Here is a 23678-nt window from a genome sequence, read left to right as displayed (position 1 = left end):
TGTTTCTTTACGCGCCAAATCCGTTGGGTGCGGAGTTTGGTGGAGCTAAGCGGGATCGAACCGCTGACCTCTTGCATGCCATGCAAGCGCTCTCCCAGCTGAGCTATAGCCCCATTGCGTAAAGCGTGTCGTGTTGACGGGCGGCATAATATGAATTCCCTTGCCAGGTGTCAACGGCAAAATCTCTTCGCCTTATTCAATCGCTGAAAAAGCATGCAAATGAAAGACATTGCGCGCATGGTCGCAACCAGTAGTTAAACCTGTCACATTTTCACGTTAAATGGTGCTATAACATAAGTCATTAATTACCCTTACAACCACTCGGGAATTACATGCTCAAGGAACGAATGACCCCAGACGAGTTGGCAAGCCTCACCGGCTACAGCCGCCAGACAATCAATAAATGGGTGCGCAAAGAGGGATGGGTAACATCGCCCAAACCCGGCGTACAAGGCGGAAAAGCCCGCCTGGTCCATGTGAACGAACAGGTTCGCGCTTTTATTCTCAGTGCCCAGCGCCCGGAAGAACACACCCTTTCCAGCGCCATGTCGCACGACACATCCCTCGAAATGTTGCTGACCACGCTGGTGAAAGAGATGACCGACACCGAGCAAAAGCAATTCTCCTCTCTGTTAATACGTGACGGCATTACCGGGTTATTGCAACGCCTGGGTATCCGCGATCAGAAATAAAATGATGAAACTAGCCAGCAAAATGACCACCGAAGAGTTAGCGGATTTTATCGGCGTCGCAAAGCAGACTGTGAATCGCTGGATCCGTGAACAGGGTTGGCAAACCGAAAATTTACCCGGTGTTAAAGGCGGACGCGCCAGACTTATTCACATCAACAAAGATGTGCGCAGCTTTATTATGAAAACACCCACCATGCGCCAGCGAACCACATCCTATTCCATCGCCGAGCCTTCCGTGCCGTATGGCGCAGCAGAGAGCACTCCTCTGCAGGAAATTGTGAAGGTCTTGCACAATATGACCCCCGACGAGCAGCACCAGCTCGCGCTATTACTGGCGCGTGAAGGCATTTGCGGTTTCTTAAACCGGCTGGGTATTGCACAAACCGTGCAGGAGTAAAAAAAACCGGCTCACAATGCCGGTTTTTTATGTCACTGACCATCAGTGCGTGTGCTGATGATTCTCCCGCCGGTAAGCTCCCGGCGGCTGATTGAACGTGCGGGTAAAAATACGCGTGAAGGTTTGCTGCGAATCAAAGCCATATTTCAGGCAAATGTCGTAAACCCTCTGATCGGTATCGCGGAGATCCCGCGCTGCGAGCGAAAGTTTACGCTCGCGGATATAGCGCCCCAAACTCTCCCCTTTGTACTGCAAGAAAAGCCGCTGCAGATGCCATTTGGAATAGCCCGCATGCGCTGCAATATCATCAATACGCAATGGTTGATGGAGATTGTCGTCGATCCACTCGACGATAGTGTCGATAACCTGAGCGGAAATAGTCATACTGCGCTCCCCCTCTGCTCTTCGATTAGTAAACGGGTTTATTCCCACCAGGCGCGGAAGCGTTGCGCGCTGTCAGCCGCAAACACAGGCTCGCCCAGTCTCGGTGTCAGTAAGCGATAACTTTTGCCAAGGCTCGCTGCCGCCAGCCGTTTGTAAGGATCATCCCAGGTATGTTTTGCCAACACAAAACGCCCCGCGTGGCCCGGCAGAACCGCACGTGCATTCAGCTCCTGCGCCGCTTGCGCAGCCTCTTCCGGCATCATATGTATGTACTTCCAGTCCTCGTCATACTGGCCGTTTTCCATAATGGCGACGTCCACTGCGCCAAATTGTTCGCCTATGGCTTTAAAATGCGGGCCATAGCCGGTATCACCGCTGTAGTAGACCTTGCGTTCCGGCGTCACAAACATAAAGCTCGCCCACAGCGTCTGGTTACGCTTCAGACCGCGTCCGGAAAAATGCCGCGCGGGCAGCACATGCACGGCGAGTTCATCGCTGATGGCCACTTTCTGCTGCCAGTCCGCCTCCTCAATAATCGCCGGGTCCATCCCCCAGTAACGCAGGTGCGAACCCACGCCAAGCGGCGTCACCACGCGCTTAATTTTGGGCATCAGCGCTTTGATGGTGGCGTAATCCAGATGGTCGTAATGGTCATGAGAAATAATCAGCAGATCGATTTCCGGCATGCTTTGCGCCGTCCATGCTTCATTGCCTGCAAACGCTTTATTGAGGAATGAAAACGGTGCGGCATAGTCGCTCAGAATCGGATCGATAAGAATGCGTTTACCCGCCAGTTGCAGGTACCAGGAGGAGTGCCCCATCCACACCAGGGTATCTTCTGCCAACGGCAGACTGGCAAGATCGGTGTGCACCATCGGCAACGGTTGTTGCGGGCGCGCGTTTTCGCGTTTGGTCACTAAAAAGTCCCACCACGCGGCCAGCATATTTTTCTTTCCGGTAAACCCCGGCGTAGGCAACGTATTCTGGAATTTGCCATCGTGGTAGTTCGGTGATTTTTCGACTTCCGTCAGTTGCTCACCCTGCGGCAACTGACCAAAACCGGCATTCAGAACAAACGGTAAACTTGCGGCGGACGCAACGAGCATAACAAGAACCACGCTGAGAATAAGACGCTTCATATCCTGACCCGACAAAATCGATCCTTTCCCTGGATACGACGCTGGTTAAACTTGATTATGAGTGAGTAAGCACTCATTATAGAGAGGAGCAATAAACCGTCAAGATGATTTTTTTATTTGACATTCGACGTTGCAGCGTTACAGAGGGCGTGTTTCAATCGTGGTTTTTACAGCGTGTGAGGAAAAGTGGAGTGGCTCGTCCAAAGAGTGAAGACAAAAAACTGGCGTTACTGGAAGCGGCAACCAAAGCGATTGCAGAGTCAGGGATCGCGGCTTCAACCGCGTTAATAGCCCGTAATGCGGGCGTCGCTGAAGGCACGCTGTTTCGCTACTTCGCCACCAAGGACGATTTGCTGAATGCGCTTTACCTGCACCTGAAAACCGATCTCTGCGGCACCATGCTCGACAACCTCGATCGCACCATTAGCGATCCGAAAGAGCATACCTACTCTATCTGGAACAGTTACATCGACTGGGGCATTCGCCACCCTTGCGGGCACCAGGCGGTACGCCAGATCTCGGTGAGCGAAAAACTCACCCCGGAAACCAAACAACAGGTGACGGACATCTTCCCGGAACTCCATGAACTTTGCCATCGCTCGGTGCTGCCCATCTTTTTAGACGGGGAATTTGCTCCCTTTGGCGACGCCATCTTCCTGTCGATGGCGGATACCACCATTACCTTTGCCGGCCGCGATCCTTCCCGCATGAAAGAGATCAAACGCCTCGGTTTTGATGCCATGTGGCGCGCACTGGCGTCAGAGGAAAAAGATGGACAGTAAAACCCTGCAAGCCAGCGCCCATCGTCTTGCGCTGGCGTTGCCCTTTACCGAGCACTGCTGGCCTTTCGGCCCGGAGCACGATGTGTTCAAAGTGTGCGGTAAGATTTTTATGATGACCACCACCGCCCATGGCAGACCCATGGTGACCATGAAGGCGGAGCCGCAAATGTCGCTGCTCAATCAGCAAATCTACCCCAGCATCGAGCCGGGGTACCACATGAACAAGAAACACTGGATTTCGGTGTTTGCCGGCGAGGAGATCGACGAATCGCTGCTCGCTTCGCTGATTCAGGCCTCGTGGGATCGCGTGGTGGACGGGCTACCGCGTAAAGATCAAAAACGCCTGCGCCCTTAAGCGTTTTCCGCCAGCCATTTCAACGCGTGTTCGCCCTGTTCATCCACCGGCAGGTAGACCAGAAGGCGCGAGCCATTACGCGGCGCAGAGAACCAGTACATCTGCTGTAGCGTAAATTCACCCAGCTGCGGATGAATAAACTGCTTCACTTTATTTTCCACCCCGCGTACATCCAGATAGTTGCGCCACATGGATTCAAACTCGGCGGAAGCGGCGCAATAGCGCGCCAGTTTGGCTTCCCACACCGGGTCGCCACGGTGTTCCGCCATTGCTGCGCGAAAATAGGCGACAAAGGTTTGTAACACGCTTTCATGCTGACCCAGACGGCTGCGCCACTGCGGATGGGTCAGATAGAGGTAAATGCAGTTGCGGTCTTCTTCCGCCATCTCGCCAAAATTCACGCCCATCAGGCGCTCAAAAGCGACGTTCCACGCCACAATATCAAAATTGGTTTTCTGAATACTGGCAGGCTGTGGCAACAGGCTGTCCAGCAAACGACGCGTCCCTTCGCTGATCCCTTCACACTGTGGCGCATTGAGCGTCTCTGCCGGCGTCAGTCCTGCCAGTAAAAACAGATGCCGCGTTTCAGTCGGCGAGCACTGCAAGGCGCTGGCGACCGCCTGCAAGACACCGGCGGAAGGGTTCATCTCTCTGCCCTGCTCCAGCCAGGTGTACCAGGTCACGCCCACATCCGCCAGTAACGCCACCTCTTCACGACGCAGGCCCGGCGTGCGCCGACGCCCGCTACGCGGCAATCCCAGCCGCTGCGGATCCAGACTTTCCCGGCGCGCACGCAGAAAAGCACCAAGTTGTTTACGGTTCTCTTCCTGAACCGTCAGTACGGGTTGCCGTTCCGCCATTAACGTCATAAACACCTCCAGCATGGTAGTGCCAGTACCAGTATGGGCAAGAACTGGTACCCGTTTATTCAATCAGCGATGCTACGTCCATCTGATGAATGACGCAATGGAGTTACCATGAATACGTCTGCTGTTTCACCTGGCCGGGCAGGCCTGATCCTGTTGTTAACAGGGCAGATGCTGCCGCTTATCGATACCTCCATCACCAACGTGGCGCTCGACTCCATTACGCTGTCGCTGCATACCTCTGCCACCCAGTTAGCACTGATTGTGGCGCTGTATGGCGTAGCCTTTGCCGTTTGTCTGGCAATGGGGAGCAAACTGGGCGACAACCTCGGGCGCAGGCGCGTGTTCTTGTGGGGCGTGACGCTGTTCGGCATTGCGTCTCTGTTATGCGGGCTGGCAAATTCCGTCTCTGCGCTGCTGGCGGCACGCACGCTGCAAGGCATGGGCGCGGCGCTGATCGTGCCGCAGATCCTCGCCACCCTCCATGTCACGCTAAAAGGCACCGCGCATGCCCGCGCCATCAGCCTGTACGGCGGCATTGGCGGCGTCGCTTTTATTATCGGCCAGATGGGCGGCGGCTGGCTGGTTTCGGCGGATATCGCCGGGCTGGGCTGGCGCAACGCCTTTTTTATCAATGTGCCGATTTGCCTGTTGGTGCTGGCGCTCAGCCGTCATTATATTCCGGAAACCCACAGTGAAACGCGCACGCGTATCGACTGGCATGGCACGATCGCCCTTGCGCTGATCCTCTGCTGTCTGCTGTTCCCGCTGGCGCTCGGTCCGGAGCTGCACTGGCCGTGGCCAACGCAGGCAGCGTTGCTGGCGCTTTTCCCGCTGGCTGTGTGGATGCGCGCCAGCGCACTGCAACAACAACGCGCAGGCCTGACGCCGCTGCTGCCGCCGCGACTGCTAAAGCTGCACAGCATCCGTTTTGGTTTATTGATTGCCCTGCTCTTCTTTAGCGCCTGGTCCGGGTTTATGTTTTGCATGGCGCTCACCTTGCAGGCCGGCATGGGGATGACGCCATCGCAATCCGGCAACAGTTTTGTTGCCCTTGGCATCGCCTATTTTGTCTCGGCCTGGTATGCCCCCAAACTGATTGCGCGTTACAGCACGCGAACGATTCTGCTCACCGGGTTAACCATCCAGGTCGCCGGGTTACTGGCGCTGATCGCAACCTTGCAGCTTTCCGGCCAACGGGTGGGCGCACTGGCACTGGCCCCCTCCACGGCGTTGATTGGTTATGGCCAGGCGCTGATTGTGAACAGTTTCTATCGCATTGGTATGCGCGATATCACCGCCAGTGACGCCGGCGCAGGCAGCGCTCTGCTCAGCACATTGCAGCAGGCGACGTTAGGGCTTGGGCCTGCGCTGCTCGGTGGGTTGTTTTTGCACCTTGTCGGGCAGTCGCACGGCAATTACAGCACCGCGCTGAGCGGTTTTCTGGCCACCGAAGTGGTCATGATGCTACTCCTTGCTGCGGCGGCGTTTAGCGCGCGTCAGCAGTTAGCATCCCGCTGCCCGGCAAACTCATAACGACCCGCTCCCCTGAAAACAGGATAATGTTATCTCGTTGTTATTAAAGGGAGCACACAGTGAAACTCGATATCTACCAGGTGGACGCGTTCAGTGCGCGTCCTTTTTCCGGCAACCCGGCGGCAGTGTTCTGGCGCTGGAGCAGACAGCGAATGGCCGCGTGCTGATGACTGGCGCAGCGCATACCGTCCTGACGGGCACACTACATCTTTGACGGCAGCCGAGCGACCATGCGCCAGCGGAACCAAATTTGCGCCAACAGGATCAACACCCCGCCGACGATTTTTTGCAGCGGCAAGCGCTCGCCGTACCACAAGGATGCGGCAATGACCGTCAACAGCGGCTCCAGCACCATAATGATGGCGGCGCTGGCGACGGCAGCGTATTTTTGCCCCTGCAATTGCAGGGCAAAACGCAGACTGGTGGCAATAAAAATACTCGCCACCAGCCACATCCCGGTCGTGGCAGTAAACGGTTGTGTCCACGTCTCAAACAGCGCAGAAATCAGTAACCCGGCGATGCCGGTTACCGCCAGTTGCACAGCGGTCAGCGGCAGCAACGGCACTTCTCTGGCACAGCGACTGGTGTAACAGAAGTTAATTGACTGCACGAACGCGGTGAGCAGGAACCAGCCCTGACTGGGGTGAAACGTAATCGGTGTATGCAAGCTAAGCAGCGCAAGGCCGATAATCGCCACCGGCAAACACTCCCAGTACGCTCGCGCGGGACGGGTATTCATCATCGCCCACGCCACCAGCGGCACAAACAGCATTGACAGGCTCATGATAAATGCCCCCTCGCCCAGCGATGGCGTGGTCGACACCGACCAAATCCACAAGCAGAGGTTAAGCGCCATCCAGAAACCGCTGATCAGCACCTGGCGCAGTTTCGCCAGCGGAATGCGTTGTCTGAGGCAGAAAGGCAGCAGCACCAGCGCTGCGCCAAAAAAACGCAGGCCGAGAAAAGCAAACACCGGCATGCCGGAAATCGCCTCGCGCGAAAAAATCCAGCCACAGGCGGCGATAAGGGTAGTGAGAACCAGTAACAGGTCGGCTTGTCGTTGCCGGGTCATGGCAAAACTCCTGGAGCCATAAAAACGCCAGCGCGAACGGCTGGCGACATCATTGCTGCATCATGCCTGAAAAGTCAGGCGCTGGCGTAGAAAATTCCCGCCGGTGAGGCGGGAATGGAGAGGATTACGCGCGAGGCCCTGAACGACGCAGCAGTTTAAAGGCCGCGAACAGAAACAGGATCCACAGCGGCAACAGCACCGCCGACAAGCGCATATCGTCTATGGTGTACATCAGCACCAGGATCAGCAGCATAAAACCGATGCACAGATAGTTACCCGCCGGAAAGAGCAGCGCTTTAAACTGCGGGTCGCGCCCTTTGCGCCGCATGGCGGCACGGAACTTCAGGTGCGCCAGCGAGATCATGATCCAGTTCAGCAGCAGCGTCGCCACCACCAGCGCCATCAGCATACCAAACGCTTTCTGCGGCAGCAGGTAGTTCACCAGCACCACTAATGAGGTGATAGCGCCAGAGAGAAACAGGGAATTCACCGGCACACCGCGACGGCTCACGCGCGTCAGAAACGCAGGAGCATTCCCCTGCACCGAGAGGCCAAACAGCATGCGGCTGTTGGAGTAAACACCGCTGTTATATACCGACAGCGATGCCACAAGAATGACAAAGTTCAGCGCCGATGCCACCAGATTGCTGTCCAGATCGTGAAAAATCATCACAAATGGACTACTATTCGCTTTGACGTCAATCCACGGATAGAGCGCCAGCAGCACCACCAGCGAACCGATGTAAAACAGCAGAATACGGTACACCACCTGGTTGACCGCTTTCGGAATGGTGGTATGCGGCTCGCTGGCTTCGGCGGCAGTAATACCGATCAGCTCAAGCCCGCCGAAGGAGAACATAATCACCGCCAGCGACAGGATCAAACCGTGCCAGCCGGTGGCAAAGAAGCCGTTATAGCGCCAGAGGTTATCAACGCTGGCGCGCTCGCCGCCGTGGCCGGAGAACAGCATCCACAGGCCAAAGCCGATCATGCCGATGATCGCCAGCACTTTGATCAGCGCAAACCAGAACTCCGTTTCGCCATACAGGCGCACGTTAACCAGGTTAACCGCATTGATGATGACAAAGAAAGCCGCAGCCCAGATCCAGGTCGGCACATCCGGGAACCAGTACTGCATATAGATCCCGGCGGCGGTCAGCTCCGCCATGCCCACCAGCACAAACATCGCCCAGTAGTTCCAGCCGGAAAGGAAACCGGCGAACGGACCCCAATATTTGAACGCAAAATGGGAAAACGAACCGGATACCGGCTCTTCCACCACCATTTCGCCAAGCTGGCGCATAATCAGAAAAGCGATAATGCCGGCAATGCCATAGCCCAACAACACTGCCGGTCCGGCCATCTGAATAGCCGGGCCAATGCCAAGAAATAACCCGGTGCCAATCGCGCCGCCCAGCGCAATTAACTGAATATGACGATTCTTCAAACCCCGTTGTAGTGTCGGCCCTGCTTCCGACGCGGCATCGGTGATATTCCCCGCTGCCTGAGACGCGTTTTTCACGTCCTTCCCCTTTGTTTTTTATTGAAGGGGCACCTTTTAACATCTCAGGTCAGGGCTGGCAAGAAATGGCGCAGCCGCCCCTTCACGCGGCAGAGAAAATCCGCCCCTGACGTTAACGTGCAAGCGAACCGCTGCGGGATTCAGGCCGGTGTCAGCCAATAAAACCTGCACAACCGAGCAATAAAAATCTACTATAAATAGCCATAAATGAACATTAATGAGCAAAACCGCGCACACAGAGTGCGGTCATCTCGTAACCTTTGTCACCGTTGTTATCACGTTTGGGAGGCAGACCTTGAACATTGCACACGTGGCGCTCTGGACGCGCCATATCGAAGCGCAGCGCACATTCTGGCGCGACTTTTTTTCCGCCGCCAGTAACGAGAAATACGTCAGTAAAAACCGGGCAGGTTTCGAATCCTACTTTATCTCGCTGGCGCACGGGCCCACCATCGAACTGATGGCGCTGCCTGAACTGGCGGACGCCCCGGCCAACCCGGAATGCGTCGGCTGGGCGCATATCGCTATCGCCGTGGGCAATGTTGAACAGGTGGATAAGATGGCGCAAAAAGCCCATCAGCAGGGACGACTGGCAAGCCCGGCCCGTTGGACAGGCGACGGGTTCTATGAAGCGGTGATCACCGACCCGGATGGCAACAGGATCGAACTGGTCGCCGAATAATGAACAACAGGGAGCCCGGTAATCCGGACTCCCTGCACGGCGTTACTCTTGCAAGCGGAACTGCTGCACGCTCTGCGCCAGTTGTTCGGCCTGTTCTTCCAGCGACGTCGCCGCGGCGGTCATCTGCTGAACCAGGGAGGCGTTCTGCTGCGTTACGCCATCCATCTCGTTCACCGCGATAGTGACCTGACCGATGCCTTTTGCTTGCTCATCCGAGGCGCTCACGATCTCGCTGATGATCGACTGCACGGAGTTCACCGCCTGCGTCATCTCCTGCATGGTTTTACCGGCATCGTTCACCAGTTGCACCCCGGTTTCCACCCGCTTGCTGGACTCCTCAATCAGCGCGCCGATATCTTTCACCGCATCGGCGCTGCGCTGCGCCAGGTTGCGCACTTCGGACGCCACCACCGCAAACCCACGGCCCTGCTCACCGGCACGCGCCGCTTCAACGGCGGCGTTAAGCGCCAGGATATTGGTCTGGAAAGCAATGCTGTTAATGATCGCTGTGATGTCGCCGATTTTCTTCGCACTGTCGTCGATTTGCGCCATGGTATCCACCACCTGACCGACCAGCGCTTCACCGCGACTGGCGATTTTCGTGGCGTTAGCGGTGAGCGCCGTCGCATTGTGCGCGTTTTCGGCGTTATGTTTCACCGTGGCGCTGAACTGCTCCATGCTGGCTGCCGTCTGCTCCAGCGCCGCAGCTTGCTGCTCGGTGCGTGAAGAGAGGTTGATATTACCGCTGACAATCTCGCCCGCCCCCTGGCGCACTGAATCGCTGGCGTCTTTAATTTTCCCGACAATACTCCGCAGTTGATCCTGCATGGTATGTAGCGCATAGAACAGGCTGCTGCGGTCGCCCGGTTTAACATCGATGACGTTATCAAGCTTGCCGTCAGCAACCGCCAGCGCAATGTTGGCCCCTTCCACCGGCTCACCGCCGATCGGTTTAAGCACTTTGCGGCTAAAGACCAGCCCCAGCAACGCACTGACCAACAGGATGCTGATCACGCCGAGAATAATGGCATTCATCAGTTGACGGTTCGCCGCCGCCATGACCTGACTGACCGGCGCCACCACCCCCAGATACCAGCTGTCCGTCCCCTCGCCCAGCGAAACAGGTTGCCAGGTGATTAACGTTTTTTCCCCGAGGACAGGATCGTCCTGTTCCACCACTTCGCTGCTGTAGTTATTGGTCTTACCGGGGTATGGCTTACTGGTCAGTTTCTTATCCGGATAGGAAATGACTTTACCGGCCGTCGAGAGCAGCACCGCATAGCCGCCCCCTTCCCACGGTTTAATCTCGTTCACTTTCTGCTGCAAAGAGGCCAGCGAAATATCGGACGTCACCACCGCATGCAGCTTGCCATCTCTGATGATCGGCGCGGCGACAGAGGTTAACAGGGTCGGCACACCGTTATAGGCATAGCTATAGGGTTCAATCAGCGTATCTTTTTGACTCTTCTGCGGCAGCAGGTAGTAATCTCCCTGGCCTGGCGTAAAGATCGAGGTCAGCGGATGCAAGTTGTAATTGCCGGACTGGCCATGATCGACAAAGAAGGCATAGCGCCCTTTTGGCGCCTGATCCGGTTTATCGGCGAATTCCGCATCCCGTCCGTCGTAGGCGTTTTCTTCGAAAATAACCGATACAGAAAGGTAGTCAGGATTGTCATGCAGTGCGGATTCCAGCAGTTTGTCCGCCACTTTACGGTCGGTAATGCCTGCTTCCGGAAGGGCAATCATGCTGTGACCGAGGTTATGCGCCACATCGCGGGCATAGCTCAGTTGTTGTTGGATTTTCAGTGCTTCACTTTGCGCAATCTGTTGCAGATAGTGTTCGGCGAGACTTTTTTGTTCACTGCTGGACTGCCAGCTCAGAACCCCAATGGTTACAACAAAACCAAGTGTGATGGTGATGGCGCCCGTCAGCAGCATTTGTGCGCGGGTGCTCATTTTTTTCGTCACGAATTCTCTGGCCATTACGGCTCTCCTGGAGTCAGCCTCTTACGTCATCAATGTTCCTTTCAGCACGATCTCCCTGATAGAAGTTCTATCGGCGCTTATTTTTTGATCTTTAATTGTTAAATTAAGTGTTATGAAGGCGTAAAAAAGCGTACTGGCAGCGTTCCGCATGTATCCTATATCGACGGAGAATGTAGCGAGAGTTAACTTATCGGACTCTGAGAGTTAAAACAGAATTTTATCCTGCCCTGTCTGAGGATAACTATTTTCAGCGAATGTGATTGGGCAAACAGCCCTGACATATCGCCAGGGCTGAAGAAAACTTAACCGCGATCGTCTTTTGGACCAAGGAAGTAAAAACCAAACGGCAGCGAACCGATAATGGTGAACATCAGACTGTAAATGGCGACCCAGGCGCCCTGCATAATAAACATCGAGGTCGTCCACTGCTCCATCGGCAGATTGTACTGATCTTCCACCCCCTGGAAGGTCACTTTCGAAATGACGCTCACCGCAATCAGAAAGACGATAACGACCGCAACGATGAATTTTTTCCCCTCACGGGTACGCAATTTTTCCAGCATAGAAACCTCCTGTCATGTGGCATTTCTGTGCCGCGAGTGTAACCGATCTGCTGTTTAATTGTTGTGAATCATTCAAATAAAGCGCGCAAATTCCGGGGAACGACAACCGGTTAGCCACCGCATATACTGCTGCTTTATGGCATCAATGAGGAGAAAACAATGAGTAAGGAAATCCCGATACGTTCTTTTTCCGTTTCACTTTTTGTGCTGCGCAAATCCGCGGATGAATGGCGCGTCCTGCTGCTAAAACGCAGCGGCAAGATGCTCAACGGCCAGTGGTGTCAAATTGCCGGCGGCATTGAGCACCATGAAACCGCCTGGCAAACCGCATTGCGCGAAGCACAGGAAGAAACCGGCTTGCAGCTTACCGAGCTCTATTCCGCCGACTGCTGCGAGCAATTTTATGAAGCCCACCGGGATGCCATCACCCTTGCTCCGGTCTTTGTCGCTTATGTAGATGAGCGGTGTGAAATCACCCTCAACCATGAGCACAGCGAATACCACTGGGCGACTTTTGCCGAAGCGCAACAGATGCTGGCGTTTCCCGGTCAGCGCAAAACGCTTAACTGGGTACGCGAAAATTTTGCCGAACGCGCCCCCTCGGCGTTACTGAAAATGCCCGTTTCGCCTTAGCCCGCCTGAGGCAACGTATTATCGCCCTCCCCTAACGGGCGCTGCATCAACACCGTATCCAGCCAGCGCCCGTGCTTCATGCCCACGCTTTTCAGCGTGCCGATAACGGTAAACCCGGCGCGCGCATGCAGCCGCAATGATCCTTCGTTTTCGCTATTGCCAATGTTGGCGATCAGTTGTCGGTAACCGTGCTGTTCCGCCCACGCCACCGCCTGTGACAGTAAAGCAATCCCGGCACCCTGCTGGCGGAACGTGTCATCCACATAGACCGAATCTTCCAGCGTGTACTGGTAGGCATGGCGTTCGCGGTAGCGCGAAAGATAACAATAGCCCCGTACACGCCCTTCATGCACGGCGACAAACCACGGCAACCCGGCATGACGGATTTTCTCCAACCGTTGGCGCATTTCTGCCCTGGCCGGCGGCTCGGTTTCAAACGAGGCGACGCCTAAGGTCACATGATGCGCGTAAATTTGCGTGATCGCGCTTAGGTGGTGTTCTTGTGCTTCAATAATGTCCATAATCCAGCTCCCGTCAGACGTGTTCACCACGCTACCTGTAATGCGGCAAAACAGGCACCGGGTCGTACTTATCACCGCTATAAGGAAAAGTTTGCGATGTCCCATTTCAGCCTCGATCAACTCGCCACGTACAAGCTGGTGATCGCCCGGGGAAGTTTTACCGGTGCGGCGGAAGTACTGGGGATTTCGCAACCGGCGGTCAGCCTGCAAATACGGCAACTGGAGCAGGCGCTGCAAACCCGCCTGATTGAGCGCTCCGGGCGCGGTATCCGCCCGACGGCGGCGGGCGAAACCTTTCTTGCGCACTGCGCGCACATTGAGAATGCCGTGAATACGGCGGTTCAGTCCGTTGCCGTCTACCAGCAGGCCATCAGCGGTCAGGTGACGATTGGCACAGGCGCAACAACCTGCATTCACTTGTTACCTCCGGTACTGCAACAGTTGCGCGAAGACTTTCCGTTGCTGACCGTGGGCGTTCGCACCGGCAACACCAGCGACATTCTCCGCGCGGTTGAGGAGAACCGGGTGGATATCGGGCTGGTGACCATGCCAGCCAGCGGTCGCAACCTGGCCATTTCGCCGCTGTTTAACGAATCCTTTGTCGCCATCACCGCAGAGGGGCAGCCCCGGCAGGCATTACCGCTTATTGTGTTTGAATCCGGCAGCAGCACCCGCCAGCGGATTGATGAATGGTTGGTGGACAATGGCGAGCATGCCGCGCCGGTGATGGAGCTTGGCAGTATTGAGGCCATCAAACGCATGGTGCGCGCCGGGCTGGGTTACAGCATCGTGCCGGACGTCGCGGTACAAACGGAGGAAGACAGCCTGGGCTTACGCGTCACGCCGTTACAGCCGCCTTTGCAGCGCACACTGGCGCTGGTGATGCGCCAGGATAAAGTGGTCACGCGAGGAATGACGGAAGTGCTCAACAGTTTAAAAAGGCGGGTATAACACCCGCCCCTGATGCAGCGACCGCCGAGGCCGGATACGCGCAGCGCCATCCGGCGCAATACCCCGCAGGCTTAGAAGTCGTAGCTCATCGACACTTTCAGTGCCCGCGCTTCGCCCTGATAAATATAGGTGCCGTTGTCTTCAACGCTGGCCCAGTATTTCTCGTTGGTGACGTTATCCACGCCAACGCGCCATACCATTTCGTTCTTCTCTTCATTCAGGTGCATGCGGTAACGCATACCCAGATCGAGCGTAGTATAGCTGTCGAGTTTTTTGGTGTTGGCATTGTTGGCGTACTGCGAACCGGTATAGTTCACCTTCGCCGTTGCGGTCAGGCCGTCAATCGGTTTGATGTCATACTCCGCACCGAGCACGCCATAAAATTTCGCCACACCGATGGGCCGGTTACCCTGGTTGGTGCCATCTTTGGTTTTGGTCAGTTCCGCATCCAGCCAGGTAGCGCTGCCGTTCAGACGCAGCCCGAGCACCGGCTCGCCGAACACATTCAGCTCGACGCCACGGTTACGCTGTTCACCATCCAGCGCATAAATATTGGTGGTGCTGTCCTGGATACCCACCGGCTTTTTGATGTCAAACAGCGCCAGCGTGCCGCCGATGCGACCAAAGTCCGTTTTGACCCCCACTTCATTCTGTTTCGAGTGCGCGATGCCAACACTTTCATACTTGTTGGCAGCGGTTTTCGGCGCCACGCCGCCCGGTTGCAGCGCTTCGGTATGGTTGGCGTAGAACGACACCGTTTCCCACGGTTTATAGACGATCCCGTAAGTTGGCATCCAGCGTTGCTGGGTGTAACGCGCGGTGGTGGTTTCCGCCCCGGTGGCATTGCTGTAGTTACGCACCCACAATTTCTGGTAACGCGTACCTGCCGTAAACAGCAGGGTGTCATCCAGTACGCCCAGCGTATCGCTCAGGGTATAGCCCTGCGAACGATAGCGTGCGGTGGTGAGCGGATCAAAATAGTTACCGCCAAACGAGGCGTTATCCGGCTTTGTCACCGCTGAGCTGTTGTAAAGATTGACCGTCGGGTTGGTCGCCGAATCGGACATCCGCCAGGCGATGTTTTCCCGTTTGATATTGGCAGAGTAGCCCAGGTTCACTTTATGGGAGATGAAGCCGGTGTCAAAGGTGCCGCGCACGCCGCCCATGCCGCTCCAGGAGTCGCTGATACGGTTAGTATCGAGACGGCTGAAGGTCGCATCACCTTGATCGTTATATAACTTCGGCGCGCCGTAGGTGCCCATTTCATGGGCATGTTGACCACCAAACGCGGCATAAGCCGTCCAGTCATTGGTCAGGTCGTATTCCGCGCGGGCCAGGCCATATTCGTTTTCGATATCGCTGTAGGCCCACTGCTGACTGTAATTTTTACGCGTGTCCGGAACAGAGGGAATAAAGTCCACCGCGCTGATGTTGACGCCCATTTCGCCACCGTGGAAGGTCTTCTTCTGGTAGCCAAGATCCAGCGATGTGCGCACACGATCGCCACGGTAATCGAGACCGAGCGAGGCGGCGGTAGTACGACGGTGATCATCTTTTACCGTTGCATCGCCTTCGCGGTGCAACAGATTCATGCGCACGCCAAACTGGTTGTTATCACCATAGCGACGGCCGAGATCCAGTGAACCACCCAGCTGTGAACGCGTGGAATAATCCACGCCGACACGGGTTATCGGCGTATCTTCCGCGTGTTTTGGCTCAAGGTTGATCATCCCGCCGACCCCGGATGACGCTGAACCGTTCATCAGCGCATTCGAACCTTTAAAGATTTCGACACGCTCCAGCATCTGGGTGTCCACCACCTGGCGCGGCACAATCCCTGCCAGGCCGCCCATCATCATGTCGTCGCCATCCAGCTCGAACCCGCGAATGCGGTAGGTTTCGGCAAAGTTACCGTATCCCTGTCCGACCTGAACGCCCGCATCGTTGCTCACCACATCGGCAACGGTTTTCGCCTGCTGATCCTGTACCAGCTTCGAGGTATAGCCAATGACGTTAAACGGCACATCCATCGCCTTTTGTTCACCCAGCACGCCAAGACGCCCGCCGTGTGCAACCTGGCCGTCCAGATAGGCCGGAACCAGTTCGCTACCGCCAGGTTTAAAATCGCTGTTCGCCGACTGAACAACAATGGTGTCTTCTTTCGTTTGGGAGGTGTTGGCCTCAGTGGTTGCCGCCTGCACGGTGTGCGCGGCAGTGCCAATGGCCAGCGCAAGCAATGTCTTGCGCAAAGGGGAGTATGTCTTGTTGCTGTTATTCATCATCGACTCATCGCGAAACGTGTGAAAAACGGCCCGTTGCCGGGCCGGGTTAATTACTGATTCAGGGAGATACGGGCAACGCTGTCCGGCCCGTTAGTAGAGTGATCTTTATTGAATGCCTGTTTGACGGTGACATACAGCGTCTGCCCGTCGGCAGAGAGCAGCAGGCTGTTCGGGTGCGGCGGCAGATCCCAGCTCTGTTTTACCGCGTAGCTGGTCGCGTCAAGGCTCAGCACTTTGCCGGACTCGCGCTGGCTGATGTAAATCTCATGGCGTTTCGGGTTGAATTTCACCGCCAGCGCATCACCATCAATCTGTTTCAGCACCTTACCGCTGTGGATATCCAGCACCAGCGTAGTTTTCGCTTTGGAATTGTCGGTCACAAACAGACGACCCGTTTCGCTATCTTCGGCAATATTCAGCAGCAGAGCCGGTTTCTCACCGAGCGGTTTCCAGCGCTGCTCGATACGGTTGTTGCGCGGGTTCACCACGAGGATTTCGCCACCGCCGTTCGCCACATACAGACGCTGCGTTTGCTCAGAGAAGTGCAGACCGGTCACCCATTTACCCGCGTTTTTAATACGCGCTTTGACCTTCAGGGTTTTCGCGTCAACGACCCACACCAGCGCCGGATCGGCGACAGCGCCAATATACAAACTGCCGTTATGCAGCAAAATTTCACGCGCGCCGTACGGCAAACCTTTTTCGTTACGTTCCGGGAACAGCGTACGGGACAGCACCTTGCCATTGCTGGTATCAATGGCGCTCACACCGCCGTCCAGCGAATTGGTGACATAGACAGTTTTGCCGTCCGGAGAGATAACCATACCAAAGTTTTTCAGATCGGTATGGGTCGCGCCGAGGGGTTTCAGCGTGGCCGGATCCAGTTTGTAGACCACACCGCCCTGCACATCTTTAAACCCTTCCGCGCTGGAAACATACAGCGCGTCGCCTTGCGGGCTGAGCGCCATTTCGTACAGACCACTCGCCAAATCGCGTTTTTGCACGTTGACCGCGGACGCGGCAACAGGGGGTTTTGGCGCATCGACGCCAGGTTGGGCAGACGTGGTGTTATGCGCGCTGCAACCGGCAAGCGCCATGGCCGCCAGCAGTGCCAGCGCAGACGTTTTCATCTTCATCGGGAGGATCCTTTACCGTTAATGTCGTTAAGGCAGGCGAGTCGCGGCGTCACACATAAAGAAGCGTGATCGTTTTTGATGAAGGCAGGTTTTAGCCCGGCGCAGCTCGCCACTGCTTCTCAGTGTCCCTGTAAGCGGTTACGCCTACTGTTTTTGCGGGAAAATTCCTTGCTGCGTCCACAAACACTAAAGAGAATGAGAACTATACGCATTCTTTTATGTCAGGCAAGAACTATTGTCTTTTTCGGGTGTCGCGGGGGAGTGAGCACGAAGCGAAAGCGCCGGGCAAACGTCTCTCCGGCGCTGAATAACGAGGAATTACAGACCCAGCGCTTTTTCAACAGCAGGTTGTCCCGGCTGCCCGTCGCGGGTGGTCACGCCTTCGAGCCAGGATTTCAACAGCTCAGGACGCTTAGCCAGCTCCGCTTTCGCGGCGGCCTGTGCCGTTTCCTGCTTGTCCAGCACGCGGCCAATCACCGCATTCTCTACATCAACATCAAATTTCAGCTGACTGAAGAAACGCCAGGCGTTCGGGCAATCACGGGCAAAATCGTTGCGTGTGACGGTATTCACCGTTGCACTGCCGTAATTCGCGCCAAAGTACGCATCACCGCCGCTAAGATAGGCCAGTTTGAAATGCGTGTTCATCGCATGCGGCTCCCAGCCCAAAAATACGATCCACGCTTTACGCTCGACCGCACGCGTTACCTGCGCCAGCATGCCGCTCTCGCTGGACTCCACCAGTTGCCAGCCTTGCAGGCCAAAATCCTGTTTCTCGATCATTTTCTTCAGGTTCTGGTTGGCGGGTGCGCCAGGGGCGATGCCGTAGATCGTGTGGTTAAATTTCGCTGCGTACTTTTGCAGGTCAGCGAAATCCTTCACTCCCGCCGCAGCAACATAATCCGGTACCGCCAGTGTAAAACGTGCCGCCGGCAGGTTCGCCCCCACCACCTTAATCGCGCCATCGGCCGTAAATTTGCTGATAACCGGCTCCTGCGCTGGCATCCAGTTGCCGAGGAACACATCCACCTGGCCGGTTTTCAGCCCCTGAAAGGCCAGCGCCACAGAGAGGTTCTGGACTTTTTGCTGGTAACCCAGCGCGTTCAGCACCACGCCGGAAAGCGCGTTGGTGGCGGCGATATCGGTCCAGCCGGGATCGGACTGGGTGATGGTCGCGCAGCGGGCGTCATCTGCGGCGATGCTGCTCAGTGAAAATCCGCCAGCCAAAGCCAGCAGTACGAGTTTGCTCACGGTGTTGTTCATTGTTATTTTCCTGCCGGTTGTTTTAAAGGACGCGGATAACGGGCAAAAGCTTCCTGTTCATCCAGCGTTTGATGATTGCGAATGTAGCGTTGCGATGCGGCCTGATGCGGCTGAAAGTCCCATTCCGGAATAGCATGCTGCCCGGCAATACGCGTTAAAAAGAGCCGCCGCTGCTGGCTCGCCAGCACCTGTTCACGCAACCCGGCGACATCCCAATGAGCATCGGCTTCGGCGGCAAACGCCGCAGCAACCTGCTGGTAAGCCTTCTCTGCCGCCAGATTGACGCGCTCATGGGGATCGTTATGCAGATGGAAAAGCTGCGGCGCGTCGCTAAAGGAATAGACATATTTCCACGGCCCGCGGCGGATCATCAGCATCGGCCCCAGCGCGCCTTCAGCAAGGTACTCGCTGTAAACGCCGTCCGGCCCCGTTTCCCCCCGCAAATGCGGCACCAGGCTGTGACCGTCCAGCGGGGCAATCGCCCGCGCATTGCCCTCTTCGCCACTCGCCAGTTCGATAAGCGTCGGCAGTAAGTCCACCAGCGAAACGCTCTGCGTAATACGCCGGGGGGCAAAGCGCGCCGGGTTATGCACAATAAAAGGGATATGTACGGCGTTTTCAAAGAAGGTCATCTTGTACCAGAGATCGCGCTCGCCCAGCATTTCGCCATGATCGGCCACCACCAGCACCACGGTGTTTTCCGCCAGGCCAGTCTCCTGCAACGTCGCTATCATCTCGCCAAAGCAATCATCCACATAGGCCAGCGCCCCGTAGTACGCGTGCCGCGCACGGCGGATATGCTCATCGCTGAGCAGCCCCTCTTCCAGTTGATACATGGCTCGCAAGCGCGCGGAATGTGCATCGTCTTCGACATCTTCCCGGCGCGTCTGCGGCAGATCGACATCGGCATCGTTAACGCGCTCAAGGTAGCGACGGGGAATGGCAAACGGATCGTGCGGATGGGTCAGCGACAGCAGCAACATAAAGGGCTGCTCCTCAGGGCGACGGACCGCGTCATACAGCCGCTGGCGCGCGAGAAACAGCGCTTCATCATCAAAATCGAGCTGATTGGTGCGCACGCACTCCCCGGCTTCCAGCACCGAACTCATGTTGTGGTACCAATCAAGGCGGCGCTCCGGACGCTGCCAGTCCGGCGTCCAGCCAAAATCCGCCGGGTAGATATCGGTGGTCAGGCGCTCATCAAAACCATGCAGTTGATCCGGACCGCAGAAGTGCATCTTGCCGGAAAGCCAGGTGCGATAGCCCTGCTCACGCAGGTAGTGACACAGCGTGGGCGAATCGGCATGAAATTCGGCGGCATTATCATAGACGGCGTTGCGGGAAATAAATTGACCGGTCATCAGTGCCGCGCGCGACGGTGCGCAAAGCGGGCTATTGCAATAGGCAGATTCAAACACTACGCCTTCATCCGCTAATTTATCGATATTCGGTGTCAGACTGACCTTATTACCATACGTTTTTAAGGCACTGGCGGTTAACTGATCGGCCATCAGAATAACGATATTCGGTTTATTTATAAGCATGCGACGTCCAACAATAAGATATTCACGAAAAACGTGATACGTTTATCTCACGCATATTTAGCCCTGTGAAGGGGTTATTTATTTATCATGAAATAAGGTGGATTTATGGCAGACAAATTACAACTTCCGCCTTTACAGGCATTAGTGGTATTTGAAGCGGCGGCGCGCTTAGGCAATTTTACCGCTGCCGGAAATGAGCTTGGACTTTCCCAACCGGCGGTCAGTCAGCGTATTCAGACGCTGGAAAGCCGGCTCAATGCGCCATTATTTGAGCGGCGCCACCGCGGCGTACAGTTAACCGAAGCAGGCCACAGTCTGTACCTGATTGTCCGCAGCAGTTTGAATGATATCAGCGAGCAACTGGAGCGCACCCGCCGCAAGCGCAATGTGCTGCGTATCGACACCGATATGGGTTTTGCCAGCTACTGGTTGCTGCCGCGAATGGAGCGCCTGCAGGCGCTGATCCCCGGCGTGGAAGTGCAGGTCACCACCTCGCCGAATGACTACAACTTTCGCGACAGCAATGCGGACCTGGCCATCTATTTTGGTCAGGGAAACTGGCCAGCAACCCAGACGCAGCGCCTGTTCCCGGAGGTTGTTTTTCCGGTGTGTAACCCGGAGATTAAGCAGGCGCTGGGCCAGCACAACCGGGCGGAAGCCTTGCTGTCGCACCCGTTGTTAAAACTGCCGGAGACCCATCCACAACGCTGGATGACCTGGGAAGACTGGTTTCACCAGCAGCAGATTTATGGCCAGAGCCACAGCGCGTCGCGCACCTTTAACGCCTATTCGCTGGTGATCCAGGCGGCCCTCGAAGGCCAGGGCATCGCGCTGGGCTGGCAACCGCTGATTACGCCCTTTATCCGGAACCGGCAACTGGTCCAGTGCGGCCCGCAGGTGCGTACCGAGAGCGGTTATTATCTTATTTTCGCCAGCAATAAACCGGCATCGGTTCAGCAGGAAAAAATAAAAGCGTGGTTATTAGATGAGGCATGGGGATTTCATGAGCAGGCAACGACCATTAGCGTAATATAAATAAGCTAATGCGTAAAAAGCATATTGGAAAAGTTAAAATCAATTTTCCACCTGATTCTTTTACGCTAGTGTGTATTAGCACTCCTGAAATAAAGTAAACATTATGCCACAGCCGCTATTTGAGCTACGCTCAATCACTAAACAGTATTATTCCTCAGGTGGAAAAAGTATTTTTTCCCGCTGGGAAAAACGCGCCACCGTAACCGCATTGCAGGATATTAATCTGCATATATTTGCCGGTGAAATCTTTGTTATTGTGGGATTATCCGGTTCCGGAAAATCCACGCTGCTGCGCACGTTAAACCATCTTATTCCGGCCAGTTCCGGCGACGTGATCTTTCAAGGTCGCACACTCGCCAGTTTGTCAGAGAAGGCGTTAATTGCCCTGCGTCGCGAGCACATGGGGATGGTGTTCCAGTCTTTCGCTTTGTTCGACGAACGCACGGTGCTGGATAACGTTGCCTTCGGTCTGGAAGTGGCCGGTGTGCCCCGCGAAGCACGGGAAAGCCGGGCGCAGGCGATGCTGGAAAAAGTCGGGCTCGGCAACGTGGCGAACCACTACCCGCACCAGCTTTCCGGCGGTATGCAACAACGCGTGGGGCTGGCGCGTGCGTTGGTGGTGAACCCTTCGGTCTTGCTGATGGATGAGGCCTTTTCCGCGCTGGATCCCATTATCCGCCGCGAGATGCAGTCGCTGCTGCTGATGTTGCAGGCCGAATCGCAGCGCACCATCGTGTTTGTGACCCATGACATGGAAGAGGCGCTGCGTCTGGGTTCGCGCATCGCGATTATGGAAAAGGGCAAGCTGGTGCAGGTGGGCAAACCGGAAATGTTGATCAACGCGCCTGCCACACCGTATGTGCGCCGCTTCTTCTCCGGCGTGGATGTCTCCCGCTGGCAAATGGCGGAAAACTACGCCGATATCTGGACAGCGCGTTAAGGAATACCATGGCTTATCCATTAGATTTCAGTCGGCAGATCGACAATGCTATTCACGCCTTGCTGGCAAATGCAGGGGGGTTGTTTGACGGCATTGCCGCCGGTATCGATCTGTTTGCCGGCAGCCTTGAGCAACTGATTAACAGCCTGTCGCCCTGGGGATTAGTGGTGCTGGCGGTGGTGATTGGCGGCTGGCGCATCGGCAAGGGGTTCGCGCTGTTTGCCCTGCTCGCCACGCTGTACATTATTTACAGCGGTTACAGCGAACATGCCGCCATCACGCTGGCGCTTACCCTCTCCTCAACCTTCTTCAGCCTGTTGTTGGGCATCCCGCTCGGGATCTGGAGCGCGCGACGCGCCACCGTGGGTAGCGTGGTGCGAACGTTGCTCGATTTTATGCAGACCATGCCCGCATTTGTGTATCTGATCCCGGCGACGATCCTGTTTGGCCTCGGGCGGCCACCGGGGATCTTCGCCACCATTCTGTTTTCCATGCCGCCGGTGGTGCGCTTAACGGATTTGGGGATCCGTCAGGTAAATCCGGCGCGTATCGAAGCCGGTATCGCGTTTGGTTGTACACCGTGGCAATTGCTGTGGAAGGTGCAGCTTCCGGCGGCGCAGCCCGCCATTATGGCGGGGGTGAACCAGACCATTATGATGGCCATGTCGATGGTGATTATCGCCTCCATGGTCGGTGCGGGAGGGCTGGGTAACGACATTCTCAGCAGTATTCAGCAACTGGAGATGGGGCTGGGGCTACAAAGTGGGTTGGTGGTGGTGTTGATGGCGATTCTGTTGGATCGTTTATCCGCCAGTTTCGCCCGGCGGCCTGCCGGTCAATAGCCCCGGGATTGCGAACGTTGCCAGGCACCGTCGACCAGTTCGGCGGCGGCCTGTATCTGATCGCGAAACGGCGCGCCAAAGCTCTCCATCAGCGCTGCATGGCGGGTCAGAAAGTGCATCCCCTCTTCATTACCGGCAATGCTTTCCAGAAACCAGTCCGGTACCCCTTTTTTCAGGCTGAGCTCGCACAGCCCGGCGGTAAATTCAGCGCGACGGGAAACGTCCGTGATCCAGGAAGGTTGCTGCTCATCCATTTCCCTGGCGACGGTAGCCTGCAGCGCCCGTTGGGAACGGCTGTAATATTCGCGGATCTTCGATGAGCTCCACGCCTTGCCAAAAAACAGCAGTAATATCGGAACCACACACCAGAAAATCGTCATTATGCGCTCGTTGTCAGTTTTCACCGCACTCAGGATAGTACTGACTAAAGTGGGCAAAAGCATCAGCGCAAAAGTCTGTTTTTTGCCGGATGGCGGCTAACGCGTTAGACAGTCTGTCTCTCTGTTGCTGGCCCGGACAGCCTAACGCCGCCGGGCAATCAGCAACAGATGCGGG

24 protein-coding genes and 1 tRNA gene are annotated in these 23678 nt (G+C 56.0%); 11 read left to right on the top strand and 14 right to left on the bottom strand.

Annotated elements, in window-relative coordinates:
- Positions 1-37: 37 nt before the first annotated feature.
- Positions 38-113: transfer RNA gene (locus ACQ3G7_RS01145), tRNA-Ala, on the bottom strand.
- A 219-nt stretch (positions 114-332) separates the two neighbouring features.
- Between ACQ3G7_RS01145 and ACQ3G7_RS01140 the strand changes: the two genes are divergently transcribed.
- Both ACQ3G7_RS01140 and ACQ3G7_RS01135 read left to right on the top strand, forming a co-directional pair.
- A complete protein-coding gene (locus ACQ3G7_RS01140; RefSeq protein ID WP_263099946.1) occupies positions 333-692 on the top strand; it encodes a YfeC-like transcriptional regulator in 360 nt (119 codons plus the stop codon).
- Position 693: 1 nt separating this feature from the next.
- Complete coding sequence (locus ACQ3G7_RS01135; protein WP_263099945.1) at positions 694-1089, top strand: YfeC-like transcriptional regulator; 396 nt, start codon at positions 694-696, stop codon at positions 1087-1089.
- A 42-nt stretch (positions 1090-1131) separates the two neighbouring features.
- On the opposite strand, the gene ACQ3G7_RS01130 is transcribed toward ACQ3G7_RS01135, so the two are convergent.
- Together ACQ3G7_RS01130 and ACQ3G7_RS01125 are read right to left on the bottom strand one after the other, a co-directional pair.
- Positions 1132-1473, bottom strand: a complete 342-nt coding sequence (locus tag ACQ3G7_RS01130) for a RamA family antibiotic efflux transcriptional regulator (RefSeq protein WP_263099944.1) — start codon at positions 1471-1473, stop codon at positions 1132-1134.
- Positions 1474-1511: 38 nt separating this feature from the next.
- Positions 1512-2627, bottom strand: coding sequence for an MBL fold metallo-hydrolase (locus ACQ3G7_RS01125; protein WP_430888542.1), 1116 nt, complete (start codon positions 2625-2627; stop codon positions 1512-1514).
- Positions 2628-2803: 176 nt separating this feature from the next.
- On the opposite strand from ACQ3G7_RS01125, the gene ACQ3G7_RS01120 reads away from it, so the two are divergent.
- The gene (locus ACQ3G7_RS01120) at positions 2804-3394 is read left to right on the top strand and encodes a TetR/AcrR family transcriptional regulator (protein ID WP_430888541.1); all 591 of its coding nucleotides are present in this window, start codon (positions 2804-2806) and stop codon (positions 3392-3394) included.
- The gene (locus tag ACQ3G7_RS01115) at positions 3384-3749 is read left to right on the top strand and encodes an MmcQ/YjbR family DNA-binding protein (RefSeq protein ID WP_430888540.1); all 366 of its coding nucleotides are present in this window, start codon (positions 3384-3386) and stop codon (positions 3747-3749) included. The genes ACQ3G7_RS01120 and ACQ3G7_RS01115 overlap by 11 nt, the downstream gene beginning before the upstream one ends.
- Here the strand turns inward: ACQ3G7_RS01115 and ACQ3G7_RS01110 are convergent.
- Positions 3746-4618, bottom strand: a complete 873-nt coding sequence (locus tag ACQ3G7_RS01110) for a helix-turn-helix transcriptional regulator (RefSeq protein ID WP_430888539.1) — start codon at positions 4616-4618, stop codon at positions 3746-3748. The two genes, ACQ3G7_RS01115 and ACQ3G7_RS01110, sit on opposite strands and share 4 nt — an antisense overlap.
- A 108-nt stretch (positions 4619-4726) precedes the next feature.
- Here ACQ3G7_RS01110 and ACQ3G7_RS01105 point away from each other — a divergent pair, with 108 nt between their 5' ends.
- Complete coding sequence (locus ACQ3G7_RS01105; RefSeq protein WP_430888538.1) at positions 4727-6151, top strand: MFS transporter; 1425 nt, start codon at positions 4727-4729, stop codon at positions 6149-6151.
- Between the two features lie 202 nt (positions 6152-6353).
- Here ACQ3G7_RS01105 and ACQ3G7_RS01100 read toward each other — a convergent pair whose 3' ends face one another.
- Positions 6354-7223, bottom strand: coding sequence for a DMT family transporter (locus tag ACQ3G7_RS01100; RefSeq protein ID WP_430888537.1), 870 nt, complete (start codon positions 7221-7223; stop codon positions 6354-6356).
- Between the two features lie 124 nt (positions 7224-7347).
- Positions 7348-8745: a phenylalanine transporter gene (gene pheP / locus ACQ3G7_RS01095; RefSeq protein WP_263099937.1), complete on the bottom strand. Its 1398-nt coding sequence runs from the start codon at positions 8743-8745 to the stop codon at positions 7348-7350.
- Positions 8746-9040: 295 nt separating this feature from the next.
- On the opposite strand from pheP, the gene ACQ3G7_RS01090 reads away from it, so the two are divergent.
- Positions 9041-9427, top strand: a complete 387-nt coding sequence (locus tag ACQ3G7_RS01090) for a VOC family protein (RefSeq protein WP_430888536.1) — start codon at positions 9041-9043, stop codon at positions 9425-9427.
- Between the two features lie 42 nt (positions 9428-9469).
- On the opposite strand, the gene ACQ3G7_RS01085 is transcribed toward ACQ3G7_RS01090, so the two are convergent.
- Together ACQ3G7_RS01085 and ACQ3G7_RS01080 are read right to left on the bottom strand one after the other, a co-directional pair.
- Positions 9470-11410, bottom strand: coding sequence for a methyl-accepting chemotaxis protein (locus tag ACQ3G7_RS01085; RefSeq protein WP_430888535.1), 1941 nt, complete (start codon positions 11408-11410; stop codon positions 9470-9472).
- A gap of 305 nt (positions 11411-11715) precedes the next feature.
- On the bottom strand, positions 11716-11976 hold the full coding sequence (locus ACQ3G7_RS01080; RefSeq protein ID WP_263099934.1) for a DUF2534 family protein: 261 nt from the start codon (positions 11974-11976) through the stop codon (positions 11716-11718).
- A gap of 159 nt (positions 11977-12135) precedes the next feature.
- On the opposite strand from ACQ3G7_RS01080, the gene ACQ3G7_RS01075 reads away from it, so the two are divergent.
- Positions 12136-12609: an NUDIX hydrolase gene (locus tag ACQ3G7_RS01075; protein ID WP_430888534.1), complete on the top strand. Its 474-nt coding sequence runs from the start codon at positions 12136-12138 to the stop codon at positions 12607-12609.
- Here ACQ3G7_RS01075 and ACQ3G7_RS01070 read toward each other — a convergent pair.
- Entirely contained in the window at positions 12606-13130 is a 525-nt protein-coding gene (locus tag ACQ3G7_RS01070) for a GNAT family N-acetyltransferase (RefSeq protein ID WP_430888533.1), read from the bottom strand. The two genes, ACQ3G7_RS01075 and ACQ3G7_RS01070, sit on opposite strands and share 4 nt — an antisense overlap.
- Positions 13131-13226: 96 nt before the next feature.
- Here ACQ3G7_RS01070 and ACQ3G7_RS01065 point away from each other — a divergent pair, with 96 nt between their 5' ends.
- Complete coding sequence (locus ACQ3G7_RS01065; RefSeq protein WP_430888532.1) at positions 13227-14081, top strand: LysR family transcriptional regulator; 855 nt, start codon at positions 13227-13229, stop codon at positions 14079-14081.
- A gap of 71 nt (positions 14082-14152) precedes the next feature.
- On the opposite strand, the gene ACQ3G7_RS01060 is transcribed toward ACQ3G7_RS01065, so the two are convergent.
- From ACQ3G7_RS01060 to betC, 4 genes are all read right to left on the bottom strand, one after another.
- Entirely contained in the window at positions 14153-16363 is a 2211-nt protein-coding gene (locus tag ACQ3G7_RS01060; protein WP_430888531.1) for a TonB-dependent receptor, read from the bottom strand.
- A gap of 50 nt (positions 16364-16413) precedes the next feature.
- Positions 16414-17499 carry a YncE family protein gene (locus ACQ3G7_RS01055; RefSeq protein WP_430888530.1) on the bottom strand — a complete coding sequence of 362 codons (1086 nt, stop codon included), beginning with the start codon at positions 17497-17499 and terminating at the stop codon, positions 16414-16416.
- Between the two features lie 318 nt (positions 17500-17817).
- Complete coding sequence (gene choX, locus ACQ3G7_RS01050; RefSeq protein ID WP_430888529.1) at positions 17818-18762, bottom strand: choline ABC transporter substrate-binding protein; 945 nt, start codon at positions 18760-18762, stop codon at positions 17818-17820.
- A 2-nt stretch (positions 18763-18764) separates the two neighbouring features.
- Positions 18765-20306, bottom strand: coding sequence for a choline-sulfatase (betC, locus tag ACQ3G7_RS01045; protein ID WP_430888528.1), 1542 nt, complete (start codon positions 20304-20306; stop codon positions 18765-18767).
- Between the two features lie 105 nt (positions 20307-20411).
- Between betC and ACQ3G7_RS01040 the strand changes: the two genes are divergently transcribed.
- The 3 genes from ACQ3G7_RS01040 to ACQ3G7_RS01030 all read left to right on the top strand — a co-directional run bounded on the left by ACQ3G7_RS01040 (position 20412) and on the right by ACQ3G7_RS01030 (position 23123).
- A complete protein-coding gene (locus tag ACQ3G7_RS01040; RefSeq protein WP_430888527.1) occupies positions 20412-21341 on the top strand; it encodes a LysR substrate-binding domain-containing protein in 930 nt (309 codons plus the stop codon).
- A 103-nt stretch (positions 21342-21444) separates the two neighbouring features.
- A complete protein-coding gene (locus ACQ3G7_RS01035) occupies positions 21445-22281 on the top strand; it encodes an ATP-binding cassette domain-containing protein (protein WP_430888526.1) in 837 nt (278 codons plus the stop codon).
- 8 nt (positions 22282-22289) lie between these two features.
- Entirely contained in the window at positions 22290-23123 is an 834-nt protein-coding gene (locus ACQ3G7_RS01030) for an ABC transporter permease (protein WP_430888525.1), read from the top strand.
- On the opposite strand, the gene ACQ3G7_RS01025 is transcribed toward ACQ3G7_RS01030, so the two are convergent.
- Positions 23117-23503 (bottom strand): hypothetical protein, encoded by a 387-nt coding sequence (locus ACQ3G7_RS01025; protein ID WP_263099924.1) that lies wholly within the window; start codon positions 23501-23503, stop codon positions 23117-23119. The two genes, ACQ3G7_RS01030 and ACQ3G7_RS01025, sit on opposite strands and share 7 nt — an antisense overlap.
- Positions 23504-23678: the final 175 nt, after the last annotated feature.

The sequence above is a fragment of the Kosakonia sp. N21 genome (genome assembly GCF_050587465.1).
Lineage (GTDB): Bacteria > Pseudomonadota > Gammaproteobacteria > Enterobacterales > Enterobacteriaceae.
Note: the sequence above shows the minus strand (reverse complement) of the source record. Positions and strands in the feature narration are given on the sequence as shown.